Annotated in this window: 17 protein-coding genes; 6 read left to right on the plus strand and 11 right to left on the minus strand. The window is 62.7% G+C overall.

Features of this window, described 5'->3' with window-relative positions:
* Positions 1–184 precede the first annotated feature (184 nt).
* From HX830_RS17575 to HX830_RS17585, 3 genes are all read left to right on the plus strand, one after another.
* Positions 185–1,090: an urea transporter gene (locus HX830_RS17575; protein WP_177101540.1), complete on the plus strand. Its 906-nt coding sequence runs from the start codon at positions 185–187 to the stop codon at positions 1,088–1,090.
* Positions 1,091–1,138: 48 nt separating this feature from the next.
* Positions 1,139–1,963, plus strand: coding sequence for an ion transporter (locus tag HX830_RS17580; protein ID WP_177101542.1), 825 nt, complete (start codon positions 1,139–1,141; stop codon positions 1,961–1,963).
* Positions 1,964–2,055: 92 nt separating this feature from the next.
* A complete protein-coding gene (locus HX830_RS17585; protein WP_103496226.1) occupies positions 2,056–3,054 on the plus strand; it encodes a sulfate ABC transporter substrate-binding protein in 999 nt (332 codons plus the stop codon).
* A 151-nt stretch (positions 3,055–3,205) separates the two neighbouring features.
* Here HX830_RS17585 and HX830_RS17590 read toward each other — a convergent pair whose 3' ends face one another.
* Positions 3,206–3,844 (minus strand): DUF5666 domain-containing protein, encoded by a 639-nt coding sequence (locus tag HX830_RS17590; protein WP_177101544.1) that lies wholly within the window; start codon positions 3,842–3,844, stop codon positions 3,206–3,208.
* 148 nt (positions 3,845–3,992) lie between these two features.
* On the opposite strand from HX830_RS17590, the gene HX830_RS17595 reads away from it, so the two are divergent.
* Positions 3,993–4,235 carry a hypothetical protein gene (locus tag HX830_RS17595; RefSeq protein WP_152737032.1) on the plus strand — a complete coding sequence of 81 codons (243 nt, stop codon included), beginning with the start codon at positions 3,993–3,995 and terminating at the stop codon, positions 4,233–4,235.
* A 97-nt stretch (positions 4,236–4,332) separates the two neighbouring features.
* On the opposite strand, the gene HX830_RS17600 is transcribed toward HX830_RS17595, so the two are convergent.
* Genes HX830_RS17600 through ccmA form a run of 10 tightly spaced genes read right to left on the minus strand, consistent with a single transcriptional unit; the run spans position 4,333 to position 11,589 of the window.
* The gene (locus tag HX830_RS17600) at positions 4,333–4,725 is read right to left on the minus strand and encodes a hypothetical protein (protein WP_177101546.1); all 393 of its coding nucleotides are present in this window, start codon (positions 4,723–4,725) and stop codon (positions 4,333–4,335) included.
* Between the two features lie 10 nt (positions 4,726–4,735).
* Positions 4,736–5,941 carry a c-type cytochrome biogenesis protein CcmI gene (gene ccmI / locus HX830_RS17605; RefSeq protein ID WP_177101548.1) on the minus strand — a complete coding sequence of 402 codons (1,206 nt, stop codon included), beginning with the start codon at positions 5,939–5,941 and terminating at the stop codon, positions 4,736–4,738.
* Positions 5,938–6,408 (minus strand): cytochrome c-type biogenesis protein, encoded by a 471-nt coding sequence (locus HX830_RS17610; protein ID WP_177101550.1) that lies wholly within the window; start codon positions 6,406–6,408, stop codon positions 5,938–5,940. The genes ccmI and HX830_RS17610 overlap by 4 nt, the downstream gene beginning before the upstream one ends.
* Positions 6,405–6,941, minus strand: a complete 537-nt coding sequence (locus tag HX830_RS17615) for a DsbE family thiol:disulfide interchange protein (protein ID WP_177101552.1) — start codon at positions 6,939–6,941, stop codon at positions 6,405–6,407. Before HX830_RS17615 ends, HX830_RS17610 begins: the two co-directional genes overlap by 4 nt.
* Positions 6,938–8,911, minus strand: a complete 1,974-nt coding sequence (locus HX830_RS17620) for a heme lyase CcmF/NrfE family subunit (RefSeq protein WP_103499455.1) — start codon at positions 8,909–8,911, stop codon at positions 6,938–6,940. The genes HX830_RS17615 and HX830_RS17620 overlap by 4 nt, the downstream gene beginning before the upstream one ends.
* Positions 8,912–8,914: 3 nt before the next feature.
* Positions 8,915–9,370: a cytochrome c maturation protein CcmE gene (ccmE, locus tag HX830_RS17625; RefSeq protein ID WP_100940651.1), complete on the minus strand. Its 456-nt coding sequence runs from the start codon at positions 9,368–9,370 to the stop codon at positions 8,915–8,917.
* Positions 9,367–9,543 (minus strand): heme exporter protein CcmD, encoded by a 177-nt coding sequence (gene ccmD, locus HX830_RS17630; protein ID WP_103499454.1) that lies wholly within the window; start codon positions 9,541–9,543, stop codon positions 9,367–9,369. The genes ccmE and ccmD overlap by 4 nt, the downstream gene beginning before the upstream one ends.
* Positions 9,540–10,298, minus strand: a complete 759-nt coding sequence (locus HX830_RS17635; RefSeq protein WP_177101554.1) for a heme ABC transporter permease — start codon at positions 10,296–10,298, stop codon at positions 9,540–9,542. Before HX830_RS17635 ends, ccmD begins: the two co-directional genes overlap by 4 nt.
* Positions 10,299–10,342: 44 nt before the next feature.
* A complete protein-coding gene (ccmB, locus tag HX830_RS17640; protein WP_100940965.1) occupies positions 10,343–11,011 on the minus strand; it encodes a heme exporter protein CcmB in 669 nt (222 codons plus the stop codon).
* Complete coding sequence (gene ccmA, locus HX830_RS17645; protein ID WP_248767642.1) at positions 11,008–11,589, minus strand: cytochrome c biogenesis heme-transporting ATPase CcmA; 582 nt, start codon at positions 11,587–11,589, stop codon at positions 11,008–11,010. Before ccmA ends, ccmB begins: the two co-directional genes overlap by 4 nt.
* 248 nt (positions 11,590–11,837) lie before the next feature.
* Here ccmA and fliK point away from each other — a divergent pair, with 248 nt between their 5' ends.
* Entirely contained in the window at positions 11,838–13,409 is a 1,572-nt protein-coding gene (gene fliK / locus HX830_RS17650) for a flagellar hook-length control protein FliK (RefSeq protein WP_177101558.1), read from the plus strand.
* Positions 13,406–13,735: an EscU/YscU/HrcU family type III secretion system export apparatus switch protein gene (locus tag HX830_RS17655; RefSeq protein ID WP_100940656.1), complete on the plus strand. Its 330-nt coding sequence runs from the start codon at positions 13,406–13,408 to the stop codon at positions 13,733–13,735. The genes fliK and HX830_RS17655 overlap by 4 nt, the downstream gene beginning before the upstream one ends.
* Positions 13,736–13,794: the final 59 nt, after the last annotated feature.

The following is a 13,794-nucleotide window of genomic DNA, read 5'->3' on the forward strand; positions in this document are numbered from 1 at the left end:
AACGCGGTCAACTGTAGGAGCCGGCTTGCCGGCGATGAGGCCCATGAGCCTTGCATCGCCTGATCAGCCGCCATCGCCAGCAAGCTGGCTCCCACAATGTAGCGTCGAGCACAGATCCTGTAGGAGCAGAGCTTGCTCGCGAAAGCGGTCTTGCGCCCCCAAAGAATCCCCCTGACACCCCACCATGCCGAAGATCCCCAGCACACCCCACTGCCCCGACTGGGCAACCGCCCTGCTCAACGGCTTCAGCCAGATCTTCCTCCAGCGCCATCCGCTCTGCGGCCTGTGCTGCCTGCTGGCAATACTTCTGGCGGCACCGAGCCTGGTTGGCGGCGCGTTACTCGGCGGCCTTGCCGGCCTGCTCACCGCCCAGCGTCGCAGCTACCCCAAGGCCGAGCGCCAGGCCGGTCTCTACAGCTATAACGGCGTACTGCTGGGCCTACTGATCAGCCTGCAGTTTCCCCGGTCGATACTGATCCCGCCACTGATCATCGCCGCCTCCGGCCTGAGCGCGATCCTGGTCCGGCAATGGCTCAAACACACCGGCGACGTTCAAAGCCTGCCCGCCTACACCGCGCCCTTTGTCGGCCTGAGCTGGTTGCTGCTGGCGTTCACAACCCATGACCCGACAAGCAGCTCGCCACTCCCCCTCGCAGACACCTTCGCCTACGCCAACGCCGCCTTCATGGGCCTGGGCCAGATCATGTTCCTCGACCAGCCCCTGGCGGCCTTGTCGATCTTCATTGGACTGCTGATCGCCAATCGCCGCGCAGCCGTCTGGGCGGTCCTCGGCAGCACCGTCGGGCTGGCCTTCGCCCTCCTGCATGATCCTGCGTCACCCACCCAGCTCGGCCTCGCCGGCTACAACCCGGCGCTGGTCGCGCTCGCCCTGAGCCAGCAACAGCGCGCCCCCTGGCCCGCGCTGATCGGCATGCTCCTGGCGAGCGTGCTGACACCGGGCTTTGCCGCCCTCGGCCTGGCCACGCTGACCGCCCCCTTTATCCTCGCCTGCTGGCTAATCCGGGCCGGAGCCCGCGTGCTACGCCAGGCCAGCGACGACAACTGCCAAGACCGCCGGCTTGCGCATTGATCGGCAATCCCCCACGCTTCCCACATCCATAAGCTTGGGCAACACCTCATGAATAGCAACAACGACTGGCGCCAGCGGCTCTACGTCATGGTTTTCCAATCCGACACCGTCGCCGGCAGGCGTTTCGACAAGACCCTGCTGCTGATCATCCTCGCCAGCCTGGTGATCGTGATCCTCGACAGCATCGAGAGTTTTCACCAGACCTTCGCCGCCCCCCTGGCCTACATAGAATGGGGCTTCACCTTCATCTTCGCCGTCGAGTACCTGCTGCGCCTGTACTGCTCGCCACGGCCGCTGCGCTACGCCTTCAGCTTCTACGGGCTGGTGGACCTGCTGGCCATCGTGCCGGGGATCCTCGCCCTCTACTACAGCGACGCCCAGTACCTGCTGATCATCCGTATCATCCGCATGCTGCGGATCTTCCGGGTCCTCAAGCTCGGCCCGTACCTGAAACAGGCGCACTACCTGCTCGACGCCCTGCGCGGCAGCAAGCAGAAGATCCTGGTGTTCCTGCTCAGCGTCTGCACCCTGGTGATCGTGTTCGGCACCCTGATGTACGTGGTCGAAGGCCCGGAGCATGGCTTTACCAGCATTCCCAAGGGCATCTACTGGGCTATCGTTACCCTCACCACCGTGGGTTATGGCGATATCGTGCCCAAGACCGTGTTGGGCCAGGTGATTTCCTCCCTGGTGATGATCACCGGTTACTCGATCATCGCCGTGCCCACCGGGATCTTCACCGCCGAACTGGCCAGCGCCATGCGCGGCGATTCCCACAAGCACGACTGCCCGGTTTGCGGAAAAAACAGCCACGAGCCGGAAGCCTCTTTCTGCTCTCGCTGTGGGAATTCTCTATACAAGAAAATAGAATAAGCAAAGCATTTTTTAATCTTTAAGTGACTATGTCAGCGCCGTTATAGTTGCTGGCAAATTGCCCCTCTCTCAGCTGAAACAAGGACTGCGCAGTGAAAAAACTCTTTGGCGCTTCACTTCTGGCCGCTGGCCTGGCCTTTGGCAGCCTGGCTCAGGCCGCACCGACCTTGCTGAACGTTTCCTACGACGTGATGCGTGACTTCTACAAGGACTACAACGCGGCATTCCAGAAACACTGGCAGGCCGAGCACAATGAAAACATCACCTTGCAGATGTCCTTCGGCGGCTCCAGCAAACAGGCGCGTTCGGTTATCGACGGCCTGCCGGCGGACGTGATCACCATGAACATGGCCACCGACATCAATGCCCTGGTGGACAACGGCAAGCTGGTGCCGGACAACTGGGTCACCCGCCTGCCGAACAACAGTGCGCCGTTCACCTCCGCCACCGTGTTTATCGTGCGCAAGGGCAACCCCAAGGCCCTGAAAGACTGGCCGGACCTGCTCAAGGACGGTGTCCAGGTGATCGTCCCGAACCCCAAGACCTCGGGTAACGGCCGCTACACCTACCTGTCGGCCTGGGGTTATGTGCTGAAGAACGGCGGTGACGAGAACAAGGCCAAGGAGTTTGTCGGCAAGCTGTTCAAGCAGGCTCCGGTGCTGGATACCGGCGGCCGCGCGGCGACCACCACCTTTATGACCAACCAGATCGGCGATGTGCTGGTGACCTTCGAGAACGAAGCGGAAATGATTGCCCGCGAGTTCGGTCGCGATCAATTCGAAGTGGTCTACCCAAGCGTGTCCGCCGAGGCCGAGCCGCCGGTGAGCGTGGTGGACAAGGTGGTCGACAAGAAGGGCAGCCGCGCGGCGGCCGAAGAATACCTGAAGTACCTGTGGTCGCCGGAAGGCCAGGAAATCGCCGCCAACAACTACCTGCGCCCGCGTGATCCGCAGGTGCTGGCCAAGTTCACCGACCGCTTCCCGAAAGTCGACTTCCTCTCGGTGGAGAAGACCTTCGGCGACTGGCGCACGGTGCAGAAAACCCACTTCAATGATGGTGGTGTGTTCGATCAGATCTATAACGGCAAGTAACTGATACCACCCGGCATTGAAAACACCGCGAAACCTGTAGGAGCCGGCTTGCTGGCGATGAGGCCAGTGAGCCTTGCATCGCCTGATTGGCCGCCATCGCCAGCAAGCCGGCTCCTACAGCATCAAGGGTGTTTTCAAGATAACGCCGTCCTTACATCGGCGGCTTGACCCCATCCTTACCCGCTGAAATCCCCGCCGCCGTCAGCTTGCCATCCGCGCCCTGCTGGGCAAACAGCACCACCTTCACCCCCGGCTTGAGCAGGCTGCGATCGCCTGGCACCAGGTTGACCACAGGCACGCCCTCCGGCACCACGATCTTCTTCTCCCCGCCTTTGTAGCTCAGGGTCAGGGTCCGCCCATTGGCGACCTTCAGCTCACCCACCCGGCCATTGGTCATGGTGCTGCCCTGGGCCAGATCGAAAGGACGGTGACCGTCTCCGGTACCAGCCATCTCCGGTGGGAATACATGAACTTCCATCGCCGTCAGCGTGCCATCCGGGCCAGGCATCGCCGCCGTGCCGATGTAGCTGCCGGGCTTGATATCCGAGAGAGTCGCGAGGGTCACACCGCGAACCTGGGTGTCCTTGGTCAGGCCGACCGTGACATCCTCATTAGCGATGGTATGCACCTTGAGCGCATCGCCGTCGAGCGCCGTGATTTCACCGCGCACCGCCACCCGCTGGGCCGGGGCATCAGCGGCCTGGGCAAGACCAACAGACATCAATACCGCCAGACTCATCGCCGAGGCCAACGCACTGCGGCGGGCCAATTTGCCGAAAATCGAATTCATGGGACGTCAGGTTCCTTGGGTGGGGAGATAAACAGTTCTCAATTCAACAGGACTGTTATAGCGCTGATAACGGGATTCGGGGGATGAAAATATCGCCTTTGCGGTAAATCGCCCGGACCTTACGCTTGAACAACTGGACCGCACCTCCATGCTGATGGATCGTGCAATCCCCGATGGTGAAGTCACGGGGTACGAGGCTTTGATCCAAGGGCTCTCGTTACCTGACGCCGATGACCGCCATGTCCTGGCTGCCGTGATTTGCGCCGCCCAGCGTCAACGCCATCAGCTCAAGACGCCGCCCCTTTGTGTTGACGACTATCTCGATATTCTTTTCCGACAAGGCCTGGTTCAAACGGTAAAGGCACTGCTGGCCTACCGTCCCATGCTTTGATCACAGCACTTCAGGCATCGGCTGATCGATACGCCAATTGACGAAATCTGAAATAACCTCAAAAAAAACGGCGATCTCTAAAGATCGCCGTTCTCACTCACTGACCGAACTGCTTGCCCAGCCCCGGCGGCACGCCATGGATATCGGTGTCTTCCCATGGCCCGTTGGGGCTGATGGAGCGGCTCCAGCCATTGTTCCAACGGTAGTAGGTGCGCTGGCGATAGAAGGTGTTGGTCTGGTTGTCGAGGACATAGACGCCCATCTGCCCATCCCAATGGCTGTTACCGCCCGGTGGCGGAGCAAACGTCGGCGAGAAGCTCGGACGTGGTTTGCCCGGTGAGATAGGTTTACTCGGCGTACCCGATGGATAAGGTTGGGTCGTCGGACCGGAAGGCGGGATTGTCGGCCCCTCCGGCGGCGGGCGATGGACCGCACAAGCGCTCAACCCCAGGACCAGCGTTAACAGGGTGAGGCGAGCGATGGCGGTCATGGCGAATTCTCTATTTATCCGGGCTGTCGATGGTCAGGTTCTGTTGCGCGGCGGTGCTGCTGGCCAACGGCTGGCTGCGCCCGATCCACTCGCCCGCCGTCGGTTGGCCGGCGCGGGATACCCGTGCAACCAGTTGGACTTCAGGAAAGTTCGACAGTTTCAATTGCGGCATCATCGCGTCCGCATCACCCAACTCGACGGTGGCCGGCAGGTCGGCGACCGTCAGGCGCTTGGCCGCCAGCGGCGCAGGCGGGCCCTGGGTGGCACGAGCGAAGATAAAGACGCTGTCGCCCGGCCGGACCTTGGCTTTCAACTCCGCCGCCAGATCGACCCGCACTTTCAACAGCGCGCCCTTGACCACAGGCCGCTCGACGACCGCGACCTTGCCACCGCTCGCCACCAACTTCTCACTGGCACGGTCGATACCGCCCTGCAACGCGGCACGGGAATTGTCGTCCGGCGGCAATTGCGCCAGCAGGCGTTTCCAATAGTCGATGGCCTCCTGGTAACGCTGCCCTTCAAACGCCGCGATCCCCAGCAGACCCAGGCTGGTAACTTCCTTCGGATCGATCTTGAGGGCTTCGTCGGTCAGCGCCTGGACCTGCGGCGACCACTGCTTGCCATCGGCGAAGTATTGCGCCTGGGCCCACTGCCCGAGCAACTCCGGCTGGCGCCCAGCCACCTTGACCGTACGTTCGAAGACCTTCGCCGCATCGGCCGCACGGTCCTGGGCCATATAGGCACGCCCGAGGAAATACAGGCCCTCGGCCGAATCCGGCTGGGCCGCCACCGCCCGTTCCAGACGCCGGGTCATCTCTTCCACGGACTGCGGTGCCTGGGCGAATTCGCGGGTCAGTTCGACCTTGTCGCTGGCGCCGAAATGCAGGTACAGCGCCAACCCCAGCACCGGTACCAGCAGCGCCGCCAGCAACGGCAATGGCTTGCCCAGTCGCGAGACACGGGCCGGTGCCACACCTTCGGTATCGGCCAGCAACTCACGCGCGGCTTCCGCCCGACCGCTGTCCATCTGTTCGGCGCTGAGCACGCCTTCAACCTGCTGCGCCTGCAACTCGGCGACACGCTCCTGGTAGAGGGCGACGTTCAACGCGGTGCGGTCTTCCTCGCGCTGCACGCGGCGTTCACGCAAAATCGGAATCAACAGAAAACTCAGGGCAATCAGTAACAACAGACCTGTAGCGAGCCAGAAATCAATCATTCGGTTTTCTTATCCAGCAGGTGGTCGAGGCGCTGGCGCTCCTCGGCGGAAAGCGCGTCCGGGGCGGCAGCGCCCTCGGCACGACGACGGCGGACGATCACCGCGATCACGACAAAGCCCCCCAGCAGCAGGCCGGCCGGGCCGAACCAGAGCAAGGCGGTCTTGCCGCTCAGGGCCGGCTTATAGCGCACAAAGTCGCCATAACGGTCGACCATGAAGTCGATGATCTGCTGATTGTCCTTGCCCTCGCCGAGCATGCGGAAAATCTCCCGGCGCAGGTCGGCGGCAATCGGCGCGTTGGAATCGGCGATGTCCTGGTTCTGGCACTTGGGGCAGCGCAGTTCCTTGGTCAGGTCGCGAAAACGTTCACGCTCGGCGTCGTTGGCAAACTCATAGGTGTCGATGGCGGCATGGGCCACGCCAACCAGACTCAGGCCCAGGAGGACCGCGGCTAACCAGCGCTTCATGGCCGGCCCTCGTCCACCAGCGACTGATACACCGTCGCCAGTTGTTCACGCCAGACCGTCTCGTCGATCACCCCGACGTGCTTGTAGCGAATCACGCCCTTGCCGTCGATAAAGAAGGTCTCCGGCGCGCCGTACACCCCCAGGTCCAGGCCCAGGGTGCCCTGCTCGTCGCGGATATTCAGCTGGTAGGGGTTATGGAATTCCTTCAGCCACTTCAGCGCCTCGGCATTGTCATCCTTGTAGTTGATGCCGTAGATCAGCACGCCCTGCTGGGCCAGTTTGTTCAGCACCGGATGCTCGACCCGGCAGGAAATGCACCAGGTCCCCCAGACATTCACCAGCGCCGGCTTGCCTTGCAGGTCGGCCACGGTCAGCTTCTTGTCACCCTGCACGTCGGGCAACGCGAACGCTGGGAACGGCTTGCCGATCATCGCCGACGGCAGCTCGGACGGATCGAGGTACAAGCCGCGATAGAGGAACACCGCCATCACCAGGAACGCCGCCAGCGGCAATACCATCAACCAACGCTTCATGCAGTCGCTCCACTCATGCCCAGCGCTTCACGCACGCGGCTTTTCACCTTGACCCGATAACGCCGGTCCAGGGCCGCCAGTGCACCGCCCAAACCGGTCAGCAGGCCGCCGAACCAGATCCAGCGCACGAACGGCTTGACGTGTACCCGTACCGCCCAGGCGCCGTTTTCCAGTGGTTCGCCGAGGGCGACATAGAGGTCACGGGTGAAACCGGCGTCGATCCCGGCTTCGGTCATCATCGATTGCTGCACGGTGTACAGGCGTTTCTCCGGGTGCAGCAGCGCCACTTCCTTGCCGTTTTCAATCACCCGGATCGTGCCTCTGTCCGAGGTGAAGTTCGGCCCTTCGACATGCTTGGCGCCTTCGAAGATGAAGTGATAGCCGCCCAGTTCCATGGACTCGCCCGGCGCCATGCGCAGGTCACGCTCGGCGCTTTCCTGGCTCGACAGCACCACACCCAGGGCGCAGACCGCGATGCCCAGGTGCGCCAACTGCATGCCCCAATAGCTGCGGGTCAGGCTCGGCAAGCCCTTGATCAGGCCTTTGTTGCGTGTCTTGTCGAGGATGTCGCGTACCCCGGCCAGCAGCACCCAGGCCGCCAGCAGGAAGGTCGCCAGCACCGCCCAGTTGAAATCGCCGTAGACCAGCCCGGCCACCACCGCCAGGGCAACGCTGCCCAACAGCACCGGGGTCAGCATGCCCACCAGCCATTTCACCGGGGTGTCTTTCCAGCGCACCAGCACGCCGATCGCCATCACCACCATCAGCAAGGCCATCAACGGAATGAACAAGGCATTGAAGTACGGCGGGCCGACCGACAGCTTGGCGCCACTGAGGGCATCGAGCACCAACGGATACAAGGTGCCCAGCAGGATCATCGAGGCCGCCACCACCAGCACCAGGTTGTTGCCCAGCAGCAGGGTTTCCCGCGACCACAGGTTGAAGCCCACATGGCTTTTCACCACCGGCGCGCGCAGGGCGAACAGGGTCAGCGAACCGCCGACCACGAACAGCAGGAAGATCAGGATAAACACACCTCGTGCCGGGTCGGAGGCGAAGGCGTGTACCGAAGTCAGCACGCCGGAACGCACCAGGAAGGTCCCCAGCAAGCTCAGGGAAAACGCCGCAATCGCCAGGAGCACGGTCCAGCTCTTGAACACCCCGCGCTTTTCCGTGACCGCCAGGGAGTGGATCAGCGCCGTGCCCACCAACCAGGGCATGAACGAAGCGTTTTCCACCGGATCCCAGAACCACCAGCCACCCCAGCCGAGTTCATAGTAAGCCCACCAGGAACCGAGGGTGATACCCACCCCCAGGAACGCCCAGGCGACGATGGTCCAAGGCCGCGACCAGCGCGCCCAGGCGGCATCAAGACGCCCGCCAAGCAAGGCGGCGATGGCAAAGGCGAAGGCCACCGAGAAACCGACATAGCCCATATAGAGCATCGGTGGATGGACGATCAGGCCGACGTCCTGCAGCAACGGGTTGAGGTCGCGACCGTCCGCCGGAATCTGCGGCAGGATCCGTGAGAACGGGTTGGACGTCAGGATCAGGAACAGCAGGAAGCCGGTGCTGATCATGCCCATCACCGCCAATACCCGGGCCAGCATCACCTGGGGTAACTGCCGGGAGAAGACCGACACGGCAAAGGTCCAGCCACCGAGGATCAGGGCCCAGAGCAGCAGTGAACCTTCATGGGCGCCCCATACCGCGCTGAACTTGAAGTACCAGGGCAAGGCGCTGTTGGAGTTGTTGGCGACATAACTGACGGAGAAGTCGTCGGTCATGAAGGCGTAGGTCAGTACCCCGAAGGCGAACACCAGGAAGGAGAACTGCCCCCAGGCCGCCGGCCGCGCCAGGCTCATCCACAGGCGATCACCGCGCCAGGCGCCGAACAGCGGGACGGTGGCCTGCACCAGGGCGAAGCACAGCGCGAGGATCATGGCCAGATGGCCCAACTCAGGAATCATCGATCAACCCTCCTTGGCTTGTGTCGGGGCGGATTGACCGCTGTCTTTCAACGCCTTGGTGACTTCCGGAGGCATGTATTTCTCATCGTGCTTGGCCAGCACTTCATCGGCCACCACCACGCCATCGGCGTTCAGCTTGCCGAGGGCAACAATGCCCTGCCCTTCGCGGAACAGGTCCGGAAGGATGCCGCGATAGGTAATGGTGACGGACTTGTTGAAATCGGTGACCACGAACTTCACGTCCAGCGAATCGCCGGAACGTTGCAGCGAGCCCTTCTCCACCATGCCGCCGGCGCGAATCCGCGTGCCATGGGGGGCGTCGCCATTGGCGATCTGGGTCGGAGTGTAGAACAGGTTGATATTTTCCTGCAGTGCACTCAAGGCCAGGCCCACGGCGGCGCCGACGCCGACCAGGATGGCGAGGATAATGATCAGGCGCTTTTTGCGCAGCGGGTTCACTTGGCATTCTCCCGGCGCAGACGACGCGCCTCTTGTTGCAGGTAACGCCGCCGAGCCAGGATCGGCGCCGCGACGTTCAAGGCCAGTACAGCCAGGCAGATACCGTAGGCCGACCAGACATACAGGCCGTGATGGCCCATGGCGAGAAAATCGCCGAAGGTGGCAAAACTCATCGAGCCACCCCCAGCTCGTTCAGGACTTCAGCCTTGACCCAACTGGCCCGGGCCTCGCGCTTGAGTACTTCAAGGCGCATGCGCAGCAGCACCACGGCGCCGAAGAAACAGTAGAACCCCAGCACCGTCAGCAACAGCGGCAGCCACATTTCAGCAGGCATGGCGGGTTTTTCGGTCAGGCTGAAGGTCGAGCCCTGGTGCAGGGTGCTCCACCACTCCACCGAGTATTTGATGATCGGGATATTGATCACCCCGACAATCGCCAGCACCGCGCAGGCCTTGGCGGCGCTGTCGCGATTGGTGATGGCGTTGCCCAGGGCGATCAGGCCGAAATAGAGGAACAACAGAATCAGCATCGACGTCAGCCGCGCATCCCAGACCCACCACGCGCCCCAGGTCGGCTTGCCCCAGATGGCCCCGGTAATCAGGGCCACGGCGGTCATCCAGGCACCGATAGGCGCGGCGCATTGCAACGCGACGTCGGCCAGCTTCATCTTCCACACTAGCCCCACCACACCGCAGACCGCCAGCATCACATAGCAGGACTGGGCCAGCATGGCTGCCGGCACGTGGATGTAGATGATGCGAAAGCTGTTGCCCTGCTGGTAGTCCGGCGGCGCGAAGGCCAGGCCCCAGACCACGCCGGTGCCGATCAGCAGCACGGCGGCCACGCTCAGCCAGGGCAGCAGGCGCCCACTGATGCCATAGAACCATTTGGGCGAGCCCAGCTTATGAAACCAAGTCCAGTTCATCACGGTACATCCAGGGTCTTCGCTGGTCATCAACGGACCAGACCTCATTATTCGCCGACGCTGATCTTCAGGCCAGCCGCTATTGCAAAAGGTGTCAGGGTCACCGCCAGGGCAGCCAGGCTGCCCAGCCAGAGCAGGTAACCGGTGGCCGGCATGCCCTGCAACGCAGCCTGCAAGGCCCCGCTGCCAAGAATCAGGACCGGGATATACAGCGGCAGGATCAGCAGGGCCAACAATAGACCACCGCGCTTCAATCCCACCGTCAGGGCCGCCCCCACCGCACCGAGCAGACTCAGTACCGGCGTACCCAAGAGTAGCGATAACAGCAGCACCGGCAAGCAAGCCGTTGGTAATCCGAGCATCAGCGCCAGCAAAGGCGCGAGCAGGACCAGGGCCAGGCCGGAAAAAACCCAGTGTGCCAGTACCTTGGCCAAAACCAGAAGGGCCAGGGGGTGCGACGAAAGGACCCACTGTTCCAGGGATCCGTCCTCGAAATCACTGCGAAACAGCCCGTCCAGCGAGAGCAGGACCGACAACAGGGCCGCCACCCAGACCAGTCCCGGAGACAAGGTTTGCAACATATTTGTCTCGGGACCGACCGCCAACGGGAACAGCGCAATCACAATGGCGAAGAACACCAGGGGATTGGCCAGTTCCGCCGGACGGCGAAACAGCAGCCGCGCTTCACGGGCGAACAACAGACCGAAGACACTCATGCGGCCCACCGTCCCAGGTCAAGATCACGGTAACCGGCCGGCACCCGGGTCAGCGTGTGATGGGTGGTCAGCACGACCATGCCACCGCGTTCGCAATGGCCGGCCAGGTGTTCTTCGAGTTGGGCGACCCCCTGCTTGTCCAGGGCGGTGAAGGGTTCATCGAGAATCCACAGCGGCGGGCTGTCCAGGTACAACCGGGCCAGGGCCACACGGCGCTGCTGGCCGGCGGACAGGGTATGGCAGGAGACGTCCTCGAAACCCCGCAGCCCGACCGCCGCCAGGGCCTGCCAGATCGCGTCGCGCCCGGCCGGCTGATGCAGGGCACAGAGCCAACTGAGGTTCTCTTCGGCGGTCAGCAGGTCCTTGATACCGGCGGCGTGACCGATCCACAACAAGGTGCGGGCCAGCTCGCTGCGCCGGGCACTCAGCGGCTGCCCGTCAAGCTGTACTACCCCGGCGGTCGGCTGCATCAGACCGGCCAGCAGGCGCAACAGGCTGGTCTTGCCACTGCCGTTGGGGCCGCTGATCTGCAAGAGGTCGCCGGGGCGCAGCTGCAACTCGAGGTGCTCGAAGAGCATCCGCCCGTCCCGTTCACAGGCGAGCGCCAAGGCTTCTAGAAGAGGGCTGGTCAAATAATCGAGGCCTTTTTACAGTTCAAGTCGGCACGGGCGCAGCCGTTAAAGTGAAGCAGAATAAATGCTTTTGCAGCTCGACCTACAGAGCTGTGTCAATTTTTGCGCTATTTTGGACACACTTTCGGAGATGGGCGGCATTATACATGCGATGCCCTACTCCAAAGAGGGCTATTTCGACAGGCTGCGACCCGATGACAGGCGAAATCAACATCCTCCCCCTGCCCCAGTTGATCCCGGCCAACAGCCGTCCGATGCAACTGGCCAGCGAACTGCTGCAGCTGACGCCGCCGCTGGAAGGCCTGATCGCCCCCGGGCAGAGTGCCGAGGCCGAAGTCCTCTCGCTCAAGCAAACCGACCAGACCTTCCAGATGCTGCTCAAGGTCACCACCGACAGCGGTCGCCAGACCACCGTGCAGGTCAACAGCAACCTGCCGCTGCCACAAGGCACCAGTGTCGCCGTGACCCAACCGACGCCCGGCAACCTGGCGATCACCGTGCAACAGGCCCTGAGTGCCAGCATCGCCGCCCTGACCCGTCTGGATACCACGCAACTGCCGGTCGGCACCTTGCTGCAAGGCAAGGTCATGACCGCCCAGCTACTGCCACAGACACCCGGACAACCGGCGGTCTATCGCTCGCTGGTGACCCTGCTCAACACGGTCCTGAGCGGCACCACCCTGACCCTCGACAGCCCGCAGCCGCTGCGTATCGGCAGCCTGCTGAGCGCCCTGGTGCAGGACGCGCAAAGCCTGAGCCTGGTGCCGTTGGCCGCCCGCCAGGACCAATTGGCGGTGGCCCAGCAGTTGGTCACCCAGCAAGGTCGGCAAGGCTCGCTCGACAGCCTGGTCAGTACGCTGCAGAACCTGTCCCAAAACGCCGAGCTGCCCGAAGACCTGCGCACGGCCATCAACACCCTGCTGGCGGACCTGCCTGACGTCAATCAGTTGAGCAACCCCAAAGGGCTCGCCCAGGCCCTGCAAAATAGCGGGCTGTTTCTCGAAGCCAATCTGTTGCAAGGGCAGAATCCGGCGCTGACCCCCGACCTCAAGAGCAACCTGCTGCGCCTGATCGCCCAGATCATGCCGCAGTTGCCCGGCAGCCCGAACTTCGACCCCGGAGCCGCCGGCGCGCTGCTCGCCCGCACGCTCCCGGGCTTTGTCCGCAGCGCCCTGGGTACCCTCGGCCAGGTCGGCGAGCCGACCCAGCCGATCAGTTTTCCGCTGCCCTCGCGCCTGCTGCAAAGCCTCACCGACGATGGCGACCTGGAAGGCCTCCTGCGCCTGGCCGCGGCCGCCGTTTCGCGCCTGCAAAGCCATCAGCTTTCCAGCCTGGAACAGACCGGGCGCACCCCCGAGGGCAATCTGCAGACCACCTGGCAGCTGGAAATCCCCATGCGCAACCTGCAGGACATCGTGCCTTTGCAGATCAAGATCCAGCATGAGGAAAAGGAGCCGCCACCCGAGCAGGAAAAACGCGAAAAGCGCGAGCAGAAGGAACAACTGTGGCGAGTGGAGCTGGCCTTTGACCTGGAACCGCTGGGGCCGCTGCAAGTCCAGGCACAGTTGGTGCGGGGCAGCCTGTCCAGCCAGTTATGGGCCGAACGTCCCTACACCGCCAGCCTGATCGCCAGCCAACTGGGCGAGTTGCGTGAACGCCTGCGGGCCTCGGGCCTGAATGTCAGCGACCTCGATTGCCATCAGGGCACGCCCCCCCAGGGCAAGCAAACCCGACTGGACCAACGCTGGGTTGACGAAACCGCATGAAGAATCCCAACACCCCACGCCAGGCCATTGCCCTCAAGTACGACGGCCAACAAGCCCCGACCCTCACCGCCAAGGGCGACGAGGAGCTGGCCGAAGCCATCCTGAAGCTGGCCCGCGACTATGAAGTACCGATCTACGAGAATGCCGAGCTGGTGAAACTGCTGGCCCGGATGGAGTTGGGCGACAGTATTCCGGAGGAGTTGTACCGGACCATCGCCGAGATCATTGCCTTTGCCTGGAACCTCAAGGGGAAATTTCCGGCTGGCCAGGATCCCAATGCGCCCCCTGTGGAGAAGGATATTACCGAGCGTGGGGAGGATTATTAATTCAGAAAATCATTCACAACGCGCCAGAGTAAAATCCATCTACATGTTGAATGAAAGTT

Origin of the sequence: Pseudomonas gingeri (assembly GCF_013385425.1) — a bacterium.
GTDB classification, from domain to species: Bacteria; Pseudomonadota; Gammaproteobacteria; order Pseudomonadales; family Pseudomonadaceae; genus Aquipseudomonas; species Aquipseudomonas gingeri_D.